Here is a 22,378-nt window from a genome sequence, read left to right on the forward strand (position 1 = left end):
CCTCCACTCGTGCGGGTGACCGAGTTGTCCACAACCGGTGGGGCGTCCACGGGAATTGACCAAGATCATCGCCGATGGGTGGAGTGTTCCATCCTCGGCATATGGCACTTCGATCACGCACACGTTCCGTTGCCGCGACCAGTGGGCCGGGCCGCGGCCCCCGCTCCGACGTCCGCACCCGGCACCGCCGTTCCCGCCCCGGCGGCCGACCGGGGCGGCGCCGGGCCCCGGACGGCGAACTGCGCCGGCGCGCGGAGGCGATCTTTGGTGAACGGGCCCAGACGGAGGGGGAGTCGGGCAAGGGTCCGCCTCTGGAGGATCGGTACGGAGATCCGGGCCCCACCGAGCGGGCTCCCGCGGTGTCTCCTGTCGGCCCGGAGGAGGACCCGCCCATCGACGGTCCGGCGAGCGGCCCGCGCGGGAGACTGGGGCTAGCGCTGCGTGAGCGGCTTCCGTTGTGGGTGCAGACCCGGTGCGGGCTGGAGCGGCGGAGCGTCGCCGCGCTCTCGGTGCTGCTCGTCGCGGCCGCGGGCTTCGCCGCACAGCACTTCTGGAGCGGGCGTACTCAGGAGGTGCGGGCGCCCGAAGTGGTGCGGGCGGGGGAGCTGTTGGCGGAGGGGACCGCCGTCCTGCCCGAGAACGGGGAGGCGGGAGCGGGAGCGGGGGCTCTCACGGACGGGACCGGGGAGGCCGGCGGGGCGGGTGTAGCCGGTGCCGGTGGTGCGGTTGTCGCCGGTGCCGGTGCCGAGATCGTGGTGGATGTCGGCGGCAAGGTGCGGGAGCCCGGTGTCCACCGGCTGCCCGCGGGCTCCCGGGTCGAGGACGCGCTCCGCGCGGCGGGCGGGGTGCGCCCCGGCACCAGCACGGACGGGCTCAACCGGGCCCGCTTCCTCGTCGACGGCGAGCAGGTGCTCGTGGGGGCGTCGGCAGCGGCGCAGGGCGCCGCCGGGCCACCGGGCACGTCCGTGCCACCGGGTTTCCCCGGGGCGGGTCCCGCCGCGCCGGTCTCCCTGAACACGGCCACGGCCGAGCAGCTCGACACGTTGCCGGGTGTGGGTCCGGTGCTGGCCCAGCACATCATCGACCACCGCACCCGCAGTGGCGGCTTCCGCTCGGTGGAGCAACTCCGTGAGGTGAACGGCATCGGCGAGCGACGCTACGCCGAGTTGCGCACCCTGGTCCGGCCATGAGCGGCGGGCTCACTCCGGGTGGGGCGGGGGCGGACGCTGCTTCGAGCGGGCCGGGGGTGCGCGTCGCTGCGGGTGGGTCTCGGCCGGGCGTCGCCCTGGGCGGGCCAGGGTCGCACGCCGCTTCGGGCGGGCCGGGGGCGGGTGTCGCTTCGGGCGGGCCGGGGTCGCGTGTCGCTCCGGGCGGGCCGGGGGCGGGTGCTGCTCCGGGCTGGGCGGCGGCGGACGCTGCTTCGGGTGGGGCTCGGGCGCGGGGCACCCCGGGAGGGCCGGGGATGCGAGTTGCTCCGGGTGGGCCGGGGATGCGAGTTGCTCCGGGTGGGCTTCGGGTGCGCGTCGCCTCGGGTGAGCCGGAGGCGCACGCCGCTCCCCCTCGGCCCGAGGTGCACGCCGCGTCCGGGAAGCGGCTCGGGGCCTCCCATCCGCGTCTGGACGGACCGGTGGACCTGCGTCTGGTGCCGCCCGCGCTCGCCGCGTGGGTGACGGCCGCACTGCTGCCGGGCGCGCCGGCCGGCTGGTGGGCCGGTGTCGTGGTGGTGGCCCTGGTCCTCGCGCTCGTCCTGCTGCGGACGCGGCCCCGGACGGCGGTCGCTGCCGTACTGCTCTGCGTGGCCGGGGCCGCCCTCTCGGCCGGGCTGCACGGCGCCGACCTGCGGCGTGGACCGGTGCCCGAGCTGGCCCGCCAGTACGCCACCGTGACCGCGGAGGTCCGGCTGACGTCCGACCCGCGGCTCACCCGGCCCCGGATCAGCGGGGACCGCCTCGCCCCGCCCGCCGTCCTGGTCGACGCCGAGGTGCGCCGGGTCGAGGCGGGCGGGAGAGCGGCCGTGGTGACCCGGACGCCGGTGCTGATGGTGGTGCGGGCGTCCGCGGGATCCCCCTGGCTCGGGTTGCTGCCGTCCACCCGGCTCCGGGTGACCGCCCGTGCGGCGCCCCCGATGGCCGACGGCGACCGCATCGCCGCCGTGCTGCGGGTGCGGGGCGAAGGGGCGCCGGAGGTCGTGGCGCCGCCGTCGGCGGCGCAGCGGGTCGCCGGGCGGCTGCGGGCCGGGCTGCGGGAGGCCACCGACGGGCTGCCGGCGGACGCACGGGCGCTGCTGCCGGGGCTGGTCGTCGGGGACACCTCGCGGATCACCCCGGACCTGGACGAGGCGTTCAAGGAGACCGACCTCGCGCACACCCTCGCCGTCTCCGGATCGAACCTGACCATCATCCTGGTGCTGCTCATCGGCCCGCCGGGCACGGCCCACCTCGCCGAACGCCGGGGTCTGGCACCCCGGCTGGGGCTCTCCCTGCGCACCACCGCGCTGTGCGGCGGCGCGCTCACGCTCGCCTTCGTCGTCGTGTGCAGACCGGACCCGAGTGTGCTGCGCGCCGCGGCCTGCGGAGCCGTGGTCCTGCTCGCCCTGGCGACCGGGCGGCGCCGGTCCCTGCTGCCCGCGCTGGCCGCCGCGGTGCTGCTGCTGGTGCTGTTCGCCCCGGAGCTGGCCCGCAGCTACGGATTCCTGCTGTCGGTCCTCGCCACGGGCGCCCTGCTGGTGCTCGCCCCGCGCTGGAGCGCCGCGTTGCGGCGGCGCGGGGTGGGGCCGAGGACGGCCGAGGCGCTGGCGGCCGCCGCGGCCGCCCAGGCGGTGTGCGCGCCGGTCGTGGTGGTGCTGTCGGCGCGGGTGAGCCTGGTGGCGGTGCCGTGCAATCTGCTGGCGGAGTGCGCGCTCGCGCCCGCCACGGTCCTCGGGTTCGCGGCGCTGGCGGCGGCACCGGTGGCGATACCGGTGGCCAAGGCGCTCGCCTGGGGAGCGAGTTGGCCCGCCGGTTGGATCGCGGACATCGCCCGGACCGGGGCCGCGCTGCCCGGCGCGGGCATCGACTGGCCGGGCGGCTGGGCCGGCGCGGGACTGCTGCTGCTCGTCACGGTGGCAGGGCTCGCGGCGGGACGGCGGCTGGTGCGGCACCCCTGGTGGTGCGCGGTCGGGGCGGTGCTGCTGGTGCTGTTCGTGGTGCAGCCGCCGCCCCTGGTGCGGGTGATCGGCGGCTGGCCGCCGCCGGGCTGGCGGCTGGTGATGTGCGACGTGGGCCAGGGCGACGCGGTGGTGCTCGCGGCGGGCGCGGGCACCGGTGTGGTGGTGGACGCCGGGCCCGACCCGGAGCTCGTCGACCACTGCCTGCGCTCCCTCGGCGTCACCCGCGTCCCGCTGGTCGTCCTGACCCACTTCCACGCCGACCATGTGGCGGGCCTGCCGGGCGTGCTCAGAGGTCGGCAGGTGGGGGCGATCCAGACGACCGGTCACGAGGAGCCCGTGCAGCAGGCGGAGTTCGTCCGCAGGGCAGCCTCGGCGCGCGGGGTGCCGGTGACGCGGGCCGCGGCGGGGGAGCGGCGGCGTACGGGGGCGCTGTCCTGGCGGGTGCTGTGGCCGCCGGCGAGTCCCGCGGCGCGCCCGGAGGAGCCCAACGACACCAGCGTCACGCTGCTCGCCGAGGTGGCCGGGGTGCGGGTGCTGCTGCTGGGGGATCTCGAACCCCCGGCCCAGCGGGCGCTGCTGGCCTCACCGGCGGGCGCCCTGCTGGACGGTGTGGATGTGCTGAAGGTCGCCCACCACGGCTCGGCGTACCAGGACCCGGAGTTGATGCGCAGGGCGGCCCCGAGGCTGGCGTTGATCTCCGCGGGGGAGGACAACCCCTATGGGCACCCGGCCCCCGGCACGGTCGCGGCGCTGCGGGCCGGTGGCGCGGTGGTGCTGCGGACGGACCGGGACGGGGCGCTGGCCGTCCTGGGGGAGGGCGGGGACCTGCGAGTGGCGGGAGACTGAGGGCATGAATTCCGCTGAGGTTGATGCCTATCTGAACCGGCTCGGGGTGGACCGTCCGGCGTGGCCCACCGTGGACGTCCTGCGCGAACTGCATGTGCGCCACCTGCAGACCGTGCCCTTCGAGAACCTGTCGATCCACTTGGGCGAGGAGATCGTGCTGGAGGAGAAGCGGCTGCTGGACAAGGTGGTGGGCGCCCGCCGGGGAGGGTTCTGCTACGAACTGAACGGCGCCTTCGGGGCGTTGCTCGGGGCGCTCGGGTACGAGGTCGCTCTGCTGGCGGGCCGGGTGTACGGCGGTGACGGGCGGCTGGGGATCCCGTACGACCATCTGGCGCTGCGGGTACGGACGGTCGACGGGGGCGAGTGGCTGGCCGACGTCGGGTTCGGGGCGCACAGCCACTTCCCGCTGGCGCTGGAGGCGCGGGGCGCCCAGGAGGATCCCGGGGGCGTGTTCCGGATCGTGGAGGCGGGGCCGGACGAGGCCGGGGTGCGCGGCGGGCACCAGGTGCCGGAGGCGGCGGACCTGGACGTCGAGATGAACGGCAGGCCGGAGTACCGGCTGGAGACCCGCCCCCGGGTGCTGCGGGACTTCGTGGCCGGTGCCTGGTGGCAGAGCACCTCGCCCGCCTCGCACTTCACGCGGTCGCTCGTGTGCTCGCGGGTGACGGAGGACGGGGGACGGATCACGCTCAGCGGGCGCACCTTCAAGACGACGGCGGCCGACGGGACCAAGGAGGAGCGGGAACTCGGCACGGACGAGGAGGTGCTGACGGTGTATCGGGAGCGGTTCGGTATCGAGCTGGAGCGGGTGCCGGAGGTGCGGAAGGCTGTGGCATAGCGGGCGTAACCGGCGACTTGTGCGCAGTTCCAGCACTTGTGCTGGATTCCCGCGATGTGGGCCCGTGTTGCCTCGAAAGCCTCAACAGTGATCGAATACGTCTTCGATAACGGATTGATGTCGAGTCGTGCAGAGGTGTCGGAGATGATCGGCCGCTGGCTGGGAAACCGTACGAACCGGGTGAACCGGGTGAGTCCCCTGGCGGCGGTGCCGACTCCTCCCAGTGCGGGGGTTCTCACCTGCCGGGTGCTCGACGCGGTCAACGAGCCGGTGCGGCACGCGGAGTTCGCGGTCAGTGACGCCATGGGGCGCAAGGTGGTGAGCGGGGGCGCGGATCCCTTCGGTTCGTTCATGGCGACCGTTCCGGCCGGTGAGTACCGGCTCGCGGTGTCCGCCGAGGGGTACGCGCCGTACCGGGCGACGGCGATGGTGGCGGAGAACACGCTCGCCCCGATGGGGGACGTGACGCTCCAGGCCGCGCAGCCGCCGGAGCTGCCGGCGCCCGGGGACTGGGAGATCGAGCCGACGCATTCCTCGATCGCGTTCACCGCGCGCCACATCGGGCTGGCGCGGATCCACGGGCGGTTCAACTCGTTCGCGGGTGTGGTGCGGATCGCCGAGGAGGTCGAGGCCTCGGCGATGCACGTGGTGATCGACGCGAGTTCCATCGACACCGGGGTGCGGATGCGCGACGACCATCTGCGCTCGGGAGACTTCCTGGACGCGGCCCGCTTCCCGACCCTGGAGTTCTACAGCGAGCGGTTCGTGCCCAGGGGCGGCAACCGGTGGGGGGTGACCGGTGCGCTGTCGCTGCACGGGGTGACGCGGACGGTGACGCTGGACACGGAGTACCTGGGCCTCGGTAACGGCATGGAGGGGGAGGTGCGGGCGGCCTGCCGGGCGCGGACCGAGCTGCACCGGGACGACTTCACCGTGAGCTGGCAGACGATGCTGGCCCGGGGCATCGCCGTGGTGGGGCCGAGCATCACGGTCGAGCTGGACGTGCAGATCGTGCCCAAGGGGTGATCCGGGAGGTCCCGGCGGCCCGGCGGAGGGGGCCCGGCCGAGGGCGTCCCGCCGGGGCTGGAGAATGACTCCGTGAGCGATGTGAGACATGTGCTGGTGCTGCCCGACCGTGACGCGGCCGAGGAGGCCGTGGAGGCGCTCGGCGAGCGGTTCGGGGTGGACGAGGAGCCCCGCATCCTGCGGGACGCACTGGCCGGGGAGGACGACGCGGAGGACGCGCAGTGGCTGGTGGTGCTCCGCGACGAGCGCGGCGTCCTGGACCCCGCCGCCCTGGACGAGCTGGCGGGGGAGTGGGACGGCTGGCGCGAGGAGCCGTAGAGACCTCCCCGGCGCGCTGACGGAACGACGCCGAAGCCCCGGCCGCCGACGGAACGCCCGCGGGCACCCCTCCACCACCACTCCGGTCCCCGTCGCCGTCCCGCTCGGCGGCACCTCGATCTCTCCGGTCCCCGTCGCCGTCCCGCTCGGCGGCACCTCGATCTCTCCGGTCCCCGTCGCCGTCCCGCTCGGCGGCACCTCGATCTCCGGCGGGTCCCGCCCGGAGGCCCCTCGTTCGCCGGCGCCCCGTTCGCCGGAGCCGGCGTTCCGGCGCCCCGACGCGCCGCCCGGCCCCGACGTGCTCCCCGCCCGGGGAGCGGCCGCCCTCCCATCGCCGGTCCTCCCTGTCAGTGCCCCGTGTCATCCTTGTCGCGATGGCCAGGAAGACTGCTGAAGACGACCCGCTCGCCCCCGTGACGCTCGCCGTGGGCCAGGAGGACCTGCTGCTGGACCGGGCCGTGCAGGAGGTGGTGCGCGCCGCCCGGCAGGCGGACGCCGACACCGACGTGCGGGACCTGAACCCCGACCAGCTCCAGCCGGGGACGCTCGCCGAGCTGACCAGTCCCTCCCTCTTCTCCGAGCGCAAGGTCGTCGTCGTGCGCAACGCGCAGGACCTCGGCGCCGACACCGTCAAGGACGTGAAGTCCTACCTCGGCGCGCCCGCCGAGGAGATCACCCTGGTGCTCCTGCACGCGGGCGGAGCCAAGGGCAAGGGACTGCTCGACGCCGCCCGCAAGGCCGGGGCGCGCGAGGTCGCCTGCCCGAAGATGACCAAGCCCGCCGACCGGCTGGCCTTCGTGCGGCAGGAGTTCCGGACCACCGGACGCTCCGCCACCCCCGAGGCCTGCCAGGCCCTCGTGGACGCCATCGGCAGCGATCTTCGGGAGCTGGCCTCCGCGGTGTCGCAGCTGGTCGCCGATGTCGAGGGGACCATCGACGAGGCCGTGGTCGGGCGGTACTACACCGGGCGGGCCGAGGCGTCGAGCTTCACCGTCGCCGACCGCGCGGTCGAGGGCCGTACGGCGGAGGCGCTGGAGGCGCTGCGCTGGTCGCTGTCGACCGGAGTGGCCCCCGTCCTGATCACCAGCGCCCTCGCGCAGGGTGTCAGGGCCATCGGCAAGCTCTCCTCCGCCCGCGGCGGACGGCCCGCCGACCTCGCCCGTGAACTGGGCATGCCGCCCTGGAAGATCGACCGGGTGCGTCAGCAGATGCGCGGCTGGACGCCCGACGGGGTCGCCGTGGCGCTGCGGGCCGTCGCCGAGGCCGACGCCGGGGTCAAGGGCGGCGGGGACGACCCCGAGTACGCCCTGGAGAAGGCCGTGGTGGCCATCGCGCGGGCGGCCCGTTCCAGAGGACGGTAGCCGTCGGGGGGAGGAAAATCGGTCGTGTCAGCCGTTCATCCGCCGGAACACGAAAGGTGGCGGTCGTCATGGCTGAACACCCCCACGCGCAACTCGTCCGCAAGGGCTACGAGGCCTTCGAGCGCGGTGACATGGACGCCCTGCGCGGTCTGATGGCCTCGGACTGCACGCAGCACGTACCGGGCAGCCATCCGATGTCCGGGGACTACAAGGGCGCGGACGCGATCATCGACATGTACGCGCGCATGGCGGAGGAGACCGGCGGCAGCATGCGGGCCGAGCTGCGCTCCGTGATGGTCGACGGCCGGGGCCATGTCGTCGCCGTCCACCGCTTCACCGCGGACCGCAAGGGCAGGCACATCGAGGAGGACGGCGCGATCGTCTTCCGGATCGTCGGGGAGAAGGCCACCGACCTGGACGAATGCGTGGCGGACATCGACGCGGCCGATGAGTTCTGGTCGTAGCGACACGGACGCCGGGATGCCGAAGGCCCCGCCGCCCGCCCTGGGGAAGGGCGAGGCGCCGGGGCCTTCGGTCGAAGCAGATGGATCCGCACCCGCGTGGCGAACGCAGGCCGCGTGCGGATCCGGGGTGCCGGCCGGGGGCGGATGAGAGAGGGCCCGCCCTCAGTCCCGCCGGCGATCAGACCAGATAAGAGGTTCAGCCGTTGAGGCCGGCGACCTTCGAAGCAAGCGCCGACTTCTTGTTGGCGGCCTGGTTCTTGTGGATGACGCCCTTGGAGACGGCCTTGTCGAGCTGACGCGCGGCAGCGCGCTGGTACTCGGTGGCCTTCTCGACGTCACCCGCGGCAGCGGCCTCGCGGGCCTTGCGGATCGCGGTCTTCAGGGAGGACTTGACGGCCTTGTTGCGCAGCCGGGCCTTCTCGTTGGTCTTGATCCGCTTGATCTGGGACTTGATGTTCGCCACTGATTGAGCCTTTTCAGGTTCAGGCACGGGACCGCGAGGGACCCCTGCCAGGTGATTTCTTGGGGTGTGCCTCGCGCTGAGAGGGCATGAGACACAGCCACCCAGACTACCAGTGGGCCGGTGGACGGCCCAAACCGGTCTCCGGTCGCCACCCGTGGGACCATGGAGCCTGCGTATAGACCCGATCGTTCCGACCCGAGACCGCAGACGGCTGCGGACACCTCAAGAATCAGGACCCTGCGTGCCCGCGATCCCTAGCCATGTGCCCGAGCCGAGCCGAACCGACCCGGCTCTGATCCGCAATTTCTGCATCATCGCGCACATCGACCACGGCAAGTCCACGCTCGCCGACCGGATGCTCCAGCTGACCGGTGTGGTCGAGCAGCGGCAGATGCGCGCTCAGTACCTCGACCGCATGGACATCGAGCGCGAGCGCGGCATCACCATCAAGTCCCAGGCCGTGCGTCTGCCGTGGGCGCCCACCACGGACCCGGGCAACACGCACATCCTCAACATGATCGACACCCCGGGCCACGTCGACTTCACGTACGAGGTGTCCCGGTCGCTCGCCGCGTGCGAGGGCACCGTCCTGCTGGTCGACGCCGCCCAGGGCATCGAGGCCCAGACCCTCGCCAACCTGTACCTGGCGATGGAGAACGACCTCACGATCATCCCGGTGCTGAACAAGATCGACCTGCCGGCCGCGCAGCCCGAGAAGTTCGCCGAGGAGCTCGCCAACCTGGTCGGCTGCGATCCGTCCGACGTGCTCCGGGTCTCCGCGAAGACCGGTGTCGGTGTCGACCAGCTGCTCGACAAGGTCGTCGCCGAGGTCCCCGCGCCGGTCGGCGTGAAGGACGCGCCCGCGCGCGCCATGATCTTCGACTCGGTCTACGACTCCTACCGTGGCGTCGTCACCTACGTCCGGGTCATCGACGGTCAGCTCAACAAGCGCGAGCGGATCAGGATGATGTCCACGGGCGCGACCCACGAGCTGCTGGAGATCGGCACCAACTCGCCCGAGATGCTCGGCGCCGACGGCCTCGGTGTCGGCGAGGTGGGCTACCTGATCACCGGTGTGAAGGACGTCCGCCAGTCCAAGGTCGGTGACACCGTCACCAGCCAGCACAAGGGTGCCACCGAGGCCCTCGGCGGGTACAAGGACCCCAAGCCGATGGTCTTCTCCGGCCTCTATCCGCTGGACGGCTCCGACTACCCCGAGCTGCGCGAGGCGCTGGACAAGCTCCAGCTCAACGACGCCGCGCTGGTGTACGAGCCGGAGACCTCCGCGGCGCTCGGCTTCGGTTTCCGCGTGGGCTTCCTCGGCCTGCTCCACCTCGACGTGATCCGTGAGCGGCTGGAGCGCGAGTTCGGGCTCGACCTGATCGCGACCGCGCCGAACGTGGTCTACCGGGTCGTGATGGAGGACCGCACCGAGCACACCGTCACCAACCCGAGCGAATTCCCCGAGGGGAAGATCCAGGAGGTCTACGAGCCGGTCGTACGCGCCACGATCCTCGCGCCGACCGAGTTCATCGGCTCGATCATGGAGCTGTGCCAGACCCGGCGCGGCACCCTGCTCGGCATGGACTACCTCTCCGAGGACCGGGTCGAGATCCGCTACACCCTGCCCCTCGCCGAGATCGTCTTCGACTTCTTCGACCAGCTGAAGTCCAAGACCCGCGGCTACGCCTCGCTGGACTACGAGCCAACCGGTGAGCAGACCTCCAGCCTGGTCAAGGTCGACATCCTGCTGCACGGCGACAAGGTGGACGCCTTCTCCGCGATCACCCACAAGGACGCCGCGTACGCCTACGGCGTGCGGCTGGTCGCCAAGCTGCGCGAGCTGATCCCGCGGCAGGCCTTCGAGGTGCCTATCCAGGCGGCCATCGGCTCCCGGGTCATCGCCCGCGAGACCATCCGCGCCATCCGCAAGGACGTCCTCGCCAAGTGCTACGGCGGTGACATCTCCCGGAAGCGGAAGCTGCTGGAGAAGCAGAAGGAGGGCAAGAAGCGGATGAAGATGGTGGGTTCCGTGGAAGTTCCGCAGGAGGCCTTCATCGCCGTGCTGAGCAGTGATGACAGCGCGGGGTCGGGCAAGGGCAAGAAGTAACCGCCGGTTACGCCAGCTCACCCGGTCAAAGCGGACGCTCAGGGGCCCGTCGTACGAAAGTGCGGCGGGCCTCCGTGCATGTCGGAACCGGGTCTCTGTAGGAAGTGACAGGGCGCGGACTCTTACGCACCGGCCGGTCGCGCCTTACCCTGATCCCTGCTCGATAGTTACTCGCGAGTTAAACAAGGCGCGCGAGTGGAACCAGCCGCACCCTGAGCCAGCCGCACTGTCGCGGGCCCCGGAGGATGTCGTGAGCGACGCACAGACTTTGATCGAGAACCGTCCGCCGAGTGTGGCGGCCCTCTTCCTGGAGCGCGTGGCGGCAACGCCGGACGCCGAGGCGTACCGCTATCCGGTGCCGCCCTCGGCCGGTGAGGGCCCGGACGAGTGGAAGTCGCTCACCTGGGGCCGGGCCGCCGAGCGGGTCTACGCGATCGCCGCCGGGCTGATCGAACTCGGCGTGCAGCCCGAGCAGCGGGTGGCGCTCGCCGCCTCGACCCGGATCGAGTGGATCCTCTCCGACCTCGGCATCATGTGCGCCGGCGCGGCCACCACCACGATCTACCCGCAGACCAACGCGGACGAGTCCGCGTTCATCCTCTCCGACTCCGCGAGCCGGGTGCTGATCGCCGAGGACGCGGCACAGCTGGCCAAGGCGGTCGAGAAGCGCGCCGAGCTGCCCGACCTCACCCATGTCGTGGTCATCGACCCCACCGGCATGGACAAGGACGGCGGCGCCGACTGGATCCTGACCCTGGACGAGCTGGAGAAGCGCGGCGCCGCCCGGCTGGAGAAGGACGCCGACCTGGTCAAGGAGCGGGTCGGTGCCATCACCAAGGACCAGCTCGCCACGCTGATCTACACCTCCGGCACCACCGGCCGCCCCAAGGGCGTGCGGCTGCCGCACGACAACTGGTCGTACATGGCCAAGGCCATCGCCGCGACCGGCCTGGTCGGCGCCGACGACGTGCAGTACCTGTGGCTGCCCCTGGCGCACGTCTTCGGCAAGGTCCTCACCTCCGGCCAGATCGAGGTCGGCCATGTGACCGCCGTCGACGGCCGCGTCGACAAGATCATCGACAATCTGCCGGTCGTCCAGCCGACGTACATGGCCGCCGTGCCGCGCATCTTCGAGAAGGTCTACAACGGCGTCGCCGCCAAGGCCCGCGCGGGCGGCGCGGCCAAGTACAAGATCTTCCAGTGGGCGGCCGGGGTGGCCCGCGAGTACGCCAAGGTCAGCCAGGACAACTTCCGGCGCACCGGCACCGCGTCCGTCCCCTTCGCGCTCGGCGCCAAGCACAAGGTCGCCGACACCCTCGTCTACTCCAAGCTCCGCGACGCCTTCGGCGGACGGCTGCGGGCCTGTGTCTCCGGCTCGGTCGCGCTGGCCCCGGAGATCGGCTTCTTCTTCGCCGGCGCCGGCATCCACATCCTGGAGGGCTACGGCCTGACCGAGTCCTCGGCGGCCTCCTTCGTCAACCCGGGCGAGGCGTACCGCACCGGCACGGTCGGCAAGCCGCTGCCCGGCTGCGAGGTGCGCATCGCCGAGGACGGGGAGATCCTGCTGCGCGGCCCCGGCATCATGGAGGGCTACCACGGACTGCCCGAGAAGACCGCCGAGGTGCTGGAGGCGGACGGCTGGTTCCACACCGGCGACATCGGCGAGCTGTCGCCCGACGGGTACCTGCGCATCACCGACCGCAAGAAGGACCTGTTCAAGACCTCCGGCGGCAAGTACGTCGCGCCGACCGAGATCGAGGGCTCCTTCAAGTCCGTCTGCCCGTTCGTCTCCAACATCCTGGTGCACGGCGCCGACCGGAACTTCTGCACCGCGCTCATCGCGCTGGACGAGGTCGCGCTGATGGGCTGGGCCGGCGAGAACGGCCTCGGCGGCAAGCCGTACGCGGAGGTCGTCGCCGCGCCGGAGACGGTGGCGATGGTCGAGGGCTATGTGAAGGAGCTGAACGAGGGGCTCCAGCGCTGGCAGACCATCAAGAAGTTCCGTCTGCTGCCGCGTGACCTCGATGTGGAGCACGGCGAGATCACCCCGTCGCTGAAGCTGAAGCGGCCGGTGGTGGAGCGGGAGTACGCGCACCTGCTGGAGGAGATGTACGAGGGCACGCGCGAGGCGTAAGGCCCCGGCGCGGGCAGGGGGTGCCGGGGAGCGTGTGCGGCCGGATCGCCGTAGTGGCCGGTCGCGCGGTTCCCCGCGCCCCTGGGGCGCCCGCCGTTCGAAGCCTCGTCGACCAGGTCCCCGGGGGACCTGGTCAACGGTTCGCGGTGCCGCGGTTTGCGCGAATCCGACCGTCTTCGAGCGCGCGTGTACCACTGTTCTCACCCATGGCGGCCCACTTCGGTAACTCGGCGCTTATGAGCGTGGTCGGTCTGTCACTCTGTCCGCGTCGACAGAGGCGACTTCGTCCAACCGCTCGGGGAGCTGTCCATGGGGGCCATTCCGACGCAACGGGAGACCGTCTTCCGTGCCTCCGATGTGCCCGTTGACGCACTCGACGGGCCCGTCGGCCCGCTCGCGCACGAGAGCGGCCGGCCGCGCGCCCTGAGCCGCGCGACCCTGCCCGGAAGCCCCGTGGCGCCGGGGTCCGCCCGCGCCCTGTTACGCGCCGGGCTCGCCGCCTGGGCCGAACTCGACCTGCCCGGCACCGAACGGCACACCGACCGCCTCGTCGACGACGCCGTCCTGGTCGTGAGCGAACTCGTCACCAACGCCGTCGTCCACGCCGGCACCGATGTCGAACTGGTCTGCCGGATGGAGGAGGGCACCGGCGCGATCGTCGTCGAGGTCGGCGACCGCCACCCCGGGCGCGCCCCGCGCGACGGCGCGGCCGAACCGGACCGGGGCACCCCGGAGTACGGCCGCGGACTGGGCCTCGTCGCCCGGCTCTCCGAGTCCTGGGGCGTCACCTACCGCACCGGCACCAAGACCGTCTGGGCCCGGCTGCCCGCCGAGGAGGGCGCCGTCGAGGAGGAGGGGCCGCGCCCCTGGGCGATACCGGACCCCGTCCCGCGCCGTCCCGAACACGACCGGGCCTGGCTCAACCGGGGCGCGCTGTCCTTCCTCGCCGAGGCCTCCGACCTGCTGGCCGGGCAGCTCGACGAGAACCTGGTCGCCTCCCTCACCGGACAGCTGCTGGTACCCCGGCTCGCCGACTGGTGCGCGGTGTGGCTGGAGGACGAGGTGGGCGGGCGCGGCTGGACCCTGCCCGGCACCGAGGGCGCCGGCCCGCCGCCGGCCCGGGTCTGGCACGCCTGCGAGCACCTCATCGAGGACCTGCGCCGGGCGCTGGAGGCGGACCCGCCGCGCCCGTCGGACGACCTGCGCTCGGGCCCGGTGCCGTACCCCTGGCCCAAGGAGGCGCTGGGGGAGCGGGACCCCGACGGCACGGCGCTGGCGTACCGGCTGGTCGCGGGGGGCCGCCCGCTGGGCACGCTGGTGATCGGGCGGGCGGGCCCCGAGGGCTTCCCCGACGAGGTCACCGGGCTGGTGGAGGACCTCGGCCGCCGGGTGGCCCTCGCCATCGGCGCGGCCCGGCAGTACGCCCGGCAGGCCACCATCAGCGCCGTCCTCCAGCGCGGACTGCTGCCCGGCGCCGTCGCCGAGATCCCCGGCCTGGCCAGCGCCCTCGTCTACGAGCCCTGCGTCCAGGGCGGGCCCAGCGGTGACTTCTACGACCTCTTCCCGGCCGGTGACGGCCGCTGGTGCTTCGCGGTCGGCGACGTCCAGGGCAAGGGCCCGGAGGCGGCCGTGGTGATCGGCCTGGCCCGCCCCTGGCTGCGGCTGCTGGCCCGGGAGGGGTACGGCGTCGCCGACGTCCTGGACCGCCTCAACCAGCTCCTCCTCGACGACGCCACGGAGGCCGCCGACGCCAGGGCCCGCGCCCTCGTAGGTCCCGCCGCCCCGGGAGACGGTCCGCAGACCCGCTTCCTGTCCCTGCTCTACGGGGAGCTGGCCCCCTTCGAAGGGGGCGTCCGCTGCACCCTCGCCTCCGCCGGGCATCCGCTGCCGCTGCTGCTGGACGCGCGCGGCGGCGTCCGTACCGCCGCGCAGCCGCAGACCCTCCTCGGCGTCGTCGAGGACGCCACGTACACCAGCGAGACGCTGGAGCTGCGGGCCGGGGACAGTCTGCTCTGTGTGACCGACGGGGTCACCGAGCGGCGCAGCGGCACCCGCCAGTTCGACGACGGCGACGGGCTCGCCGCCGCGCTGGCCGGCTGCGCGGGCCTCGGCGCGCAGTCCATCGCCGAGCGGATCCGGCGGCTGGTCCACGACTTCGGGGGCCGCCCGCCGGAGGACGACCTGGCGCTGCTGGTGCTCCAGGCCGAGTGACCCTCCGGGTGCTGGACAATGGAAGGCATGCCTTCCGCACTCCCCGACGGCGAGCCGGTCCCCGACGACGGCACGCTCCCCGCCTCCGCGCTGGCCGGCGCGGCCGACCGCCCGCTCGGGTTCTACCTGCACGTCCCCTACTGCGCGACCCGCTGCGGGTACTGCGACTTCAACACCTACACGGCGACCGAGCTGCGCGGCACCGGCGGCGTCCTGGCCTCCCGCGACAACTACGCGGACACCCTCACCGACGAGGTCCGCCTGGCCCGGAAGGTGCTGGGCGACGACCCGCGGGCGGTGCGTACGGTCTTCGTGGGCGGCGGTACGCCGACCCTGCTCGCGGCGGAGGACCTGGTGCGGATGCTGGGCGCGATCCGCGACGAGTTCGGGCTCGCCCCGGACGCGGAGATCACCACCGAGGCGAACCCGGAGTCGGTGGACCCGGCCTATCTGGCCACCCTCCGCGAGGGCGGCTTCAACCGGATCTCCTTCGGCATGCAGAGCGCGAAGCGGCATGTGCTGCAGGTGCTGGACCGCACCCACACACCGGGCCGCCCCGAGGCGTGCGTGGCGGAGGCGCGGGCCGCCGGGTTCGAGCACGTCAACCTCGACCTGATCTACGGCACCCCCGGGGAGTCCGACGACGACTGGCGGGCGTCCCTGGAGGCCGCGATCGGCGCCGGGCCGGACCATGTCTCGGCGTACGCCCTGATCGTCGAGGAGGGCACCCAGCTGGCCCGCCGCATCCGGCGCGGCGAGGTCCCGATGACCGACGACGACGTGCACGCCGACCGCTATCTGATCGCGGACGAGGTCATGGCCCGGGCCGGCTTCGACTGGTACGAGGTCTCGAACTGGGCGACCTCCCCGGCCGGCCGGTGCCTGCACAACGAGCTGTACTGGCGCGGCGCCGACTGGTGGGGTGCGGGCCCCGGCGCCCACTCCCACGTGGGCGGGGTCCGCTGGTGGAACGTGAAGCACCCCGGCGCCTACGCGGCGGCGCTGGCCTCCGGCCGGTCCCCGGGCGCCGGGCGCGAGCTGCTGTCGGACGAGGACCGGCGCGTCGAGCGGATCCTGCTGGAGCTGCGGCTGCGGGAGGGCGTACCGCTGTCCCTGCTGCGGGAGGCGGGCCTCGCGGCCGCCCACCGCGCCCTCGGCGACGGCCTGCTGGAGCCGGGCCCCTACGACGGGGGCCGAGCCGTACTGACCCTGCGCGGACGCCTGCTGGCGGACGCGGTGGTCCGCGACCTGGTCGACTGACACCGGACCGGCGGCGGTGCCGCGGAGGCCGGTGCGGGGCGCCTCGGGCCCCGGCGCGCGCGGCCCCGCACCGGTCCGTCGCGCGGCGACCGTGGTCGTGGCGGCGGGGGTGCGGTGCGCCCGGCGGGGTGTCCGCCCGCGGTGGCGTGGGTCACCGGCGGGTGCGGGCCGGTGCCTGGTGGCCGTGGGGCGAGTGGTGCGGCGGTGACCGTCGTGCGGTGGGGGCGACCGGGGCGCGCGGTCCTGCGCCGAGGGCGTGGTCCTGGGCCGTCACGTGGTCCGGGGCCGAGATCGTGGTCCGGGGCCGGGGTCAGGGGGCCGTCACGTGGTCGATCAGGTGTTCCACGGAGCCCAGCAGCTCCGGCTCCAGGTCCTTGTAGGAACTGACGCGGGCCAGGATGGCCTGCCACACCGCGCCGGTGTTCTCCGAGGGCCAGCCGAGCGCCCGGCACACGCCGGTCTTCCAGTCCTGTCCGCGGGGCACCTTCGGCCAGGCCGCGATGCCCAGGGAGGCGGGCTTCACGGCCTCCCAGATGTCGATGTAGGGATGGCCCACCACCAGGGCGTGCTCGCCGGTCACCTCCTGTGCGATGCGCCACTCCTTGGACCCCGGCACCAGGTGGTCCACGAGCACCCCGAGCCGCGCGTCCGGGCCGGGGGCGAACTCCGCGACGATCGCCGGCAGGTCGTCCACGCCCTCCAGGTACTCCACCACCACGCCCTCGATGCGCAGGTCGTCGCCCCAGACCTTCTCCACCAGCTCCGCGTCGTGCCGGCCCTCGACGTAGATGCGCCCGGCGCGTGCCACCCGGGCCCGGGCACCGGGGACCGCGACGGAACCGGACGCCGTCCGGGCGGGCCGGGCCGGACCTCCGGACGAGGGACGGACCAGTGTCACGGCCCTGCCCTCCAGCAGGAAGCCCCGCGGTTCCAGCGGGAACACCCGGTGCTTGCCGAAGCGGTCCTCCAGCGTCACCGTGCCCGCCTCGCAGCGGATCACCGCCCCGCAGAAACCGGTGCCGGGCTCCTCCACCACCAGACCGGGCTCCGCCTCGACCTCGGGAACCGGCTTGGGCTTCTTCCACGGCGGGGTCAGGTCCGGCGAGTACTGGCGCATTCGGATGACGATAGGAGAACCGCCCCGCCAGGTCCTACGACACGCCGAAGCGCGCCGCCAGCACGTCGCGCTGGGCCCGGACGAACGCGGCGTCCACCACCGCTCCGTGACCGGGCACGTACAGCGCGTCCTCGCCGCCCAGCGACAGCAGCCGGTCCAGAGCCGCCGGCCACCGCGAGGGCACCGCGTCCGGGCCCGCCTGCGGCTCGCCCGACTCCTCCACCAGGTCCCCGCAGAACACCACCTCCGGGCTGCCCGGAACCAGGACCACCAGGTCGTGGGCGGTGTGCCCGGGACCCACGTTGGCGAGGAGGACCTGGCGGCCGGGGCCGAGGTCCAGGGTCCACTCGCCCGAGACGTGGTGGCGGGGCGGGGTGAGCACGTCCACCGCCTCGTCCGCCGCGGCCGCTTCCAGACCGTGGCGCACCGCGTCGGCCCGCAGCTCCGCCCGGCCGTGCGGCCCGTACACGGCGTCGACGCCGACCGCGCCGTACACCTCGGCGCCCGCGAAGGCCGCCGCGCCGAAGACATGGTCGAAGTGCGGATGGGTCAGCGCGAGATGGGTCACACGGTGACCGGCGAGCGCCTCCGCCCGCATCCGCAGCCGCGCCCCCTCCGCCAGGCTCGACCCGGCGTCGACCACCAGCGCCGTAGCCTCTCCGAGGACCACACCGGCCGTACAGTCCCAGCCGGGCAGCCGGCAGCGCCCCACTCCGGGCGCGACCCGCTCCCACCCCAGCTCTTCCCAAGTCACCGTCATACCGGCGACGCTAGCTCCACAGGCCGCCGCCTCGGTCCGACCTTGCCCGGGGAGTACCCCACCGCCGTACACTGGGGCCGGGACTGCTGGCACTCGGACGGACAGAGTGCCAGGCGAGGAGCCCCGGGGGACTGGGGGACGACTTTCTGGAGGTGTGCGCGGATGCTGAGTGAACGCAGGCTGCAAGTACTGCGCGCCATCGTCCAGGACTACGTGGGCACCGAGGAACCGGTGGGTTCCAAGGCCCTCACCGAGCGGCACAACCTCGGGGTCTCCCCGGCGACCGTCCGCAACGACATGGCGGCGCTGGAGGACGAGGGCTTCATCGCCCAGCCGCACACCAGCGCCGGACGCATCCCGACGGACAAGGGCTACCGGCTCTTCGTCGACAAGCTGGCCGGCGTCAAGCCGATGACCGCGCCGGAGCGGCGCGCCATCCAGAACTTCCTGGACGGCTCCGTCGACCTCGACGACGTGGTCGCCCGCACGGTCCGGCTGCTCGCCCAGCTCACCCGCCAGGTCGCCGTCGTGCAGTACCCCTCGCTGACCCGGTCCACGGTGCGCCATGTCGAGCTGCTCTCGCTGGCGCCCGCGCGGGTGATGCTCGTGCTGATCACGGACACCGGACGGGTCGAGCAGCGGATGGTCGACTGCCCGGCGCCGTTCGGCGAGACGTCCCTGGCCGATCTGCGGGCGCGGCTGAACAGCCGGGTCGCGGGCCGGCGCTTCACCGATGTGCCGCCGCTCGTCGAGGACCTCCCCGAGGGCTTCGACATCGAGGACCGCGGCACGGTCTCGGCCGTCCTCTCCACCCTGCTGGAGACGCTGGTCGAGGAGAACGAGGAGCGGCTGATGATCGGCGGCACCGCCAATCTCACCCGCTTCGGACATGACTTTCCCCTCACCATCCGGCCCGTCCTGGAGGCACTGGAGGAGCACGTCGTCCTCCTCAAACTCCTGGGCGAGGCGGGAGATTCGGGCATGACCGTGCGCATCGGGCACGAGAACGCCTACGAGGGACTCAACTCCACGTCCGTCGTGTCGGTCGGCTACGGTTCGGGCGGCGAGGCAGTAGCCAAGCTCGGCGTGGTCGGACCGACCCGCATGGATTACCCGGGAACGATGGGAGCGGTACGAGCGGTGGCACGGTACGTCGGACAGATCCTGGCGGAGTCGTAAGTGGCCACGGACTACTACGCCGTTCTCGGCGTGCGCCGCGACGCGTCGCAGGATGAGATCAAGAAGGCCTTCCGGCGGCTCGCTCGCGAGCTGCACCCGGACGTCAACCCGGACCCGAAGACCCAGGAGCGGTTCAAGGAGATCAACGCCGCTTACGAGGTGCTGTCGGACCCGCAGAAGAAGCAGGTCTACGACCTCGGCGGCGACCCGCTCTCGCAGGGCGGCGGCGCGGGCGCGGGCGGCTTCGGGGCCGGTGGCTTCGGCAACTTCTCCGACATCATGGACGCGTTCTTCGGCACGGCCTCGCAGCGCGGTCCGCGCTCGCGCACCCGCCGCGGCCAGGACGCCATGATCCGGCTGGAGATCGAGCTGGACGAGGCGGCCTTCGGCACGACCAAGGACATCCAGGTCGACACGGCCGTCGTCTGCAACACGTGCAGCGGCGAGGGCGCGGCGCCCGGAACCTCGGCCCAGACCTGTGACATGTGCCGCGGCCGCGGTGAGGTGTCGCAGGTGACGCGGTCCTTCCTCGGCCAGGTCATGACCTCGCGGCCGTGCCCCCAGTGCCAGGGCTTCGGCACCGTGGTGCCCACCCCGTGCCCGGAGTGCGCGGGCGACGGGCGGGTCCGCTCGCGGCGCACCCTCACGGTCAAGATCCCGGCCGGTGTGGACAACGGCACCCGGATCCAGCTGGCCGGCGAGGGCGAGGTCGGGCCCGGTGGCGGTCCCGCCGGTGACCTGTACGTGGAGATCCACGAGCTGCCGCACTCGACCTTCCAGCGGCGCGGCGACGACCTGCACTGCACGGTGACGATCCCGATGACGGCGGCGTCCCTGGGCACGAAGGTCCCGCTGGAGACCCTGGACGGCATGGAGGAGGTCGACATCCGGCCGGGCACCCAGTCCGGCCAGTCGATCCCGCTGCACGGCCGGGGCGTCACGCACCTGCGCGGCGGCGGCCGGGGCGACCTGATCGTCCACGTCGAGGTGCAGACCCCGACCAAGCTCGACCCGGAGCAGGAGCGCCTCCTGCGCGAACTGGCCAAGCTCCGCGGCGAGGAACGGCCCCAGGGCCAGTTCCAGCCGGGGCAGCAGGGGCTGTTCTCACGCCTGAAGGACGCGTTCAACGGTCGCTGAAACGGGTGGGCCGGAGGCGCTTCGACGGCCCTCCGGCTCGGCTCCTGCCCGTGGTCTATGCCACAGGGCGGGTGGATTCGGACTTGTTCGGAGGACGTGACAACATGCCGTCATGTCCTCCGCACTGACCGATCTCTTTCCCCTTCCGATCGTGCAGGCCCCCATGGCGGGCGGCGTCTCCGTACCGACGCTCGCCGCGGCCGTGGCCGAGGCCGGCGGGCTCGGCTTCCTCGCCGCCGGGTACAAGACCGCCGACGGCATGTACCAGGAGATCAAGCAGTTGCGGGGGCTCACCGGCCGCCCGTTCGGCGTGAACCTCTTCATGCCGCAGCCCGAGCACGCGGACGCGGCGGCCGTGGACGTCTACGCCCATCAGCTGGCCGGGGAGGCCGGCTGGTACGAGACCGAGCTGGGGGACCCCGACAGCGGCCGTGACGACGGCTACGAGGCCAAGCTCGCCGTCCTGCTGGACAACCCGGTCCCGGTGGTCTCCTTCCACTTCGGGGTGCCGAGCGCCGAGGTGCTCGACTCGCTGCGCCGGGCCGGCACCTTCACCCTGGTCACCGCGACCACCTCCGAGGAGGCCCGCGCCGTCGAGCGGGCCGGCGCCGACGCGGTGATCGCGCAGGGCGTCGAGGCCGGCGGCCACCAGGGCACCCACCGGGACCACCCCGAGACCGACGGCACCGGCATCGGACTGCTGTCGCTGATCGGCCAGATCCGCGAGAGCGTCGGCATCCCGGTCGTCGCCGCCGGCGGCCTGATGCGCGGCAGCCAGATCGCCGCCGTCCTCGCCGCCGGGGCCAGTGCCGCCCAGCTCGGCACCGCCTTCCTCGTCACCCCCGAGTCCGGCGCGAGCCCCGTGCACAAGCAGGCGCTGACCAACCCCCTGTTCGCGCGCACCGGGCTGACCCGGGCCTTCTCCGGCCGCCCCGCGCGCGGACTGGTCAACCGGTTCATGCGCGAGCACGGCCCGTACGCGCCCGCCGCCTACCCCGAGGTCCACCACCTCACCTCGCCGCTGCGCAAGGCGGCCGCCAAGGCGGGCGACGCGCAGGGCATGGCGCTGTGGGCGGGCCAGGGGCACCGGATGGCGCGGGAACTGCCCGCCGGACAGCTGGTGGAGGTCCTGGCCGCCGAACTCGCGGCCGCCGGGACAGCGTTGTCGGAGCGTCAGATCGGCGGTGCGGGACGATGACGGCACCGGTGTTCGTGGTCGAGCGCCTCGAAACGGCCGAGGGCGGACCGTACGTCCTCGAAGGCCCCGAGGGGCGGCACGCGGTCTCCGTGAAGCGGCTGCGCGCCGGTGAGGACGTCGTCCTGACCGACGGCGCCGGGCGCTGGGCGCGGTGCGTGGTGCTGGCCGCCGAGGGCAAGGACCGGCTGACCGTCCGCGTCGACACGGTCGGCGAGGAGGCGGAGCCGAGCCCGCGCATCACCGTCGTACAGGCCCTGCCCAAGGGCGACCGCGGGGAGGTCGCCGTCGAGACGATGACCGAGGTCGGCGTCGACGGGATCGTGCCGTGGTCGGCGTCCCGGTGCATCACGCAGTGGCGGGGCGAGCGCGGCCTGAAGGCGCTCGCCAAGTGGCGGGCCACCGCTCGCGAGGCCGGCAAGCAGTCCCGGCGGGTCCGCTTCCCCGAGGTCGCCGACGCGGCGAACGCCAAGCAGGTCGCCGCGCTGCTCGCGGAGGCCGACTTCGCCGCCGTGCTCCACGAGAGCGGCCACCGGCCGCTGGCCGCCGCCGAACTGCCCGCCGAGGGGCACATCGTGCTCGTCGTCGGCCCCGAAGGCGGCGTCTCCCCCGAGGAGTTGGCGCTCTTCGAGGAGGTCGGGGCGCGGGCCCACGTGCTCGGGCCGACCGTGCTGCGCACCTCGACCGCCGGGACCGCGGCGGCCGCCCTGCTGCTGGGCCGTACCGGCCGCTGGGGCTGACCCGGGGCCAACTTCCCCTCGGCCGAACCCTCCTGACCGCCAGTCCGGGGCGCCCGGCGTGACGTGCGGGA

Annotated in this window: 18 protein-coding genes; 15 read left to right on the top strand and 3 right to left on the bottom strand. The window is 73.3% G+C overall.

What is annotated here, in order from left to right:
- The first annotated feature begins 101 nt into the window (after nucleotides 1-101).
- The 7 genes from AB0E07_RS15040 to AB0E07_RS15070 all read left to right on the top strand — a co-directional run bounded on the left by AB0E07_RS15040 (nucleotide 102) and on the right by AB0E07_RS15070 (nucleotide 8,001).
- On the top strand, nucleotides 102-1,190 hold the full coding sequence (locus AB0E07_RS15040) for a ComEA family DNA-binding protein (protein ID WP_362250655.1): 1,089 nt from the start codon (nucleotides 102-104) through the stop codon (nucleotides 1,188-1,190).
- 380 nt (nucleotides 1,191-1,570) lie between these two features.
- Nucleotides 1,571-3,994 carry a ComEC/Rec2 family competence protein gene (locus AB0E07_RS15045; RefSeq protein ID WP_362250809.1) on the top strand — a complete coding sequence of 808 codons (2,424 nt, stop codon included), beginning with the start codon at nucleotides 1,571-1,573 and terminating at the stop codon, nucleotides 3,992-3,994.
- Between the two features lie 4 nt (nucleotides 3,995-3,998).
- A complete protein-coding gene (locus AB0E07_RS15050; protein ID WP_362250658.1) occupies nucleotides 3,999-4,832 on the top strand; it encodes an arylamine N-acetyltransferase in 834 nt (277 codons plus the stop codon).
- A gap of 144 nt (nucleotides 4,833-4,976) precedes the next feature.
- A complete protein-coding gene (locus AB0E07_RS15055; protein ID WP_362250811.1) occupies nucleotides 4,977-5,858 on the top strand; it encodes a YceI family protein in 882 nt (293 codons plus the stop codon).
- A 72-nt stretch (nucleotides 5,859-5,930) separates the two neighbouring features.
- Nucleotides 5,931-6,176, top strand: a complete 246-nt coding sequence (locus tag AB0E07_RS15060) for a hypothetical protein (RefSeq protein ID WP_362250661.1) — start codon at nucleotides 5,931-5,933, stop codon at nucleotides 6,174-6,176.
- Nucleotides 6,177-6,550: 374 nt separating this feature from the next.
- Nucleotides 6,551-7,537 (top strand): DNA polymerase III subunit delta, encoded by a 987-nt coding sequence (holA, locus tag AB0E07_RS15065; RefSeq protein WP_362250664.1) that lies wholly within the window; start codon nucleotides 6,551-6,553, stop codon nucleotides 7,535-7,537.
- A gap of 68 nt (nucleotides 7,538-7,605) precedes the next feature.
- Nucleotides 7,606-8,001: a nuclear transport factor 2 family protein gene (locus AB0E07_RS15070; RefSeq protein WP_362250667.1), complete on the top strand. Its 396-nt coding sequence runs from the start codon at nucleotides 7,606-7,608 to the stop codon at nucleotides 7,999-8,001.
- Nucleotides 8,002-8,197: 196 nt separating this feature from the next.
- Here the strand turns inward: AB0E07_RS15070 and rpsT are convergent, their stop codons facing one another.
- A complete protein-coding gene (gene rpsT, locus AB0E07_RS15075; RefSeq protein ID WP_059191727.1) occupies nucleotides 8,198-8,464 on the bottom strand; it encodes a 30S ribosomal protein S20 in 267 nt (88 codons plus the stop codon).
- Nucleotides 8,465-8,705: 241 nt separating this feature from the next.
- On the opposite strand from rpsT, the gene lepA reads away from it, so the two are divergent.
- The 4 genes from lepA to hemW all read left to right on the top strand — a co-directional run bounded on the left by lepA (nucleotide 8,706) and on the right by hemW (nucleotide 16,179).
- Nucleotides 8,706-10,574: a translation elongation factor 4 gene (gene lepA / locus AB0E07_RS15080; protein WP_362250670.1), complete on the top strand. Its 1,869-nt coding sequence runs from the start codon at nucleotides 8,706-8,708 to the stop codon at nucleotides 10,572-10,574.
- Nucleotides 10,575-10,824: 250 nt separating this feature from the next.
- Nucleotides 10,825-12,708, top strand: a complete 1,884-nt coding sequence (locus tag AB0E07_RS15085; protein ID WP_362250673.1) for an AMP-dependent synthetase/ligase — start codon at nucleotides 10,825-10,827, stop codon at nucleotides 12,706-12,708.
- 309 nt (nucleotides 12,709-13,017) lie between these two features.
- Nucleotides 13,018-14,919, top strand: a complete 1,902-nt coding sequence (locus AB0E07_RS15090) for a SpoIIE family protein phosphatase (RefSeq protein ID WP_362250676.1) — start codon at nucleotides 13,018-13,020, stop codon at nucleotides 14,917-14,919.
- 27 nt (nucleotides 14,920-14,946) lie between these two features.
- On the top strand, nucleotides 14,947-16,179 hold the full coding sequence (gene hemW, locus AB0E07_RS15095) for a radical SAM family heme chaperone HemW (protein ID WP_362250679.1): 1,233 nt from the start codon (nucleotides 14,947-14,949) through the stop codon (nucleotides 16,177-16,179).
- 310 nt (nucleotides 16,180-16,489) lie between these two features.
- Here hemW and AB0E07_RS15100 read toward each other — a convergent pair whose 3' ends face one another.
- The gene (locus tag AB0E07_RS15100) at nucleotides 16,490-17,296 is read right to left on the bottom strand and encodes a DUF3097 domain-containing protein (protein WP_362250682.1); all 807 of its coding nucleotides are present in this window, start codon (nucleotides 17,294-17,296) and stop codon (nucleotides 16,490-16,492) included.
- Nucleotides 17,297-17,330: 34 nt separating this feature from the next.
- Complete coding sequence (locus AB0E07_RS15105; RefSeq protein WP_362250685.1) at nucleotides 17,331-18,056, bottom strand: MBL fold metallo-hydrolase; 726 nt, start codon at nucleotides 18,054-18,056, stop codon at nucleotides 17,331-17,333.
- 162 nt (nucleotides 18,057-18,218) lie between these two features.
- Between AB0E07_RS15105 and hrcA the strand changes: the two genes are divergently transcribed.
- The 4 genes from hrcA (at nucleotide 18,219) to AB0E07_RS15125 (ending at nucleotide 22,307) form a co-directional block, all read left to right on the top strand.
- Nucleotides 18,219-19,235, top strand: a complete 1,017-nt coding sequence (gene hrcA, locus AB0E07_RS15110) for a heat-inducible transcriptional repressor HrcA (RefSeq protein ID WP_362250688.1) — start codon at nucleotides 18,219-18,221, stop codon at nucleotides 19,233-19,235.
- Complete coding sequence (dnaJ, locus tag AB0E07_RS15115) at nucleotides 19,236-20,372, top strand: molecular chaperone DnaJ (RefSeq protein WP_362250692.1); 1,137 nt, start codon at nucleotides 19,236-19,238, stop codon at nucleotides 20,370-20,372.
- Between the two features lie 112 nt (nucleotides 20,373-20,484).
- The gene (locus tag AB0E07_RS15120; RefSeq protein WP_362250695.1) at nucleotides 20,485-21,570 is read left to right on the top strand and encodes a nitronate monooxygenase; all 1,086 of its coding nucleotides are present in this window, start codon (nucleotides 20,485-20,487) and stop codon (nucleotides 21,568-21,570) included.
- Entirely contained in the window at nucleotides 21,567-22,307 is a 741-nt protein-coding gene (locus AB0E07_RS15125; protein WP_362250698.1) for a 16S rRNA (uracil(1498)-N(3))-methyltransferase, read from the top strand. The genes AB0E07_RS15120 and AB0E07_RS15125 overlap by 4 nt, the downstream gene beginning before the upstream one ends.
- Nucleotides 22,308-22,378 lie beyond the last annotated feature (71 nt).

Source organism: Streptomyces sp. NPDC048002 (genome assembly GCF_040653275.1).
In the GTDB taxonomy this organism is placed as follows: domain Bacteria; phylum Actinomycetota; class Actinomycetes; order Streptomycetales; family Streptomycetaceae; genus Streptomyces.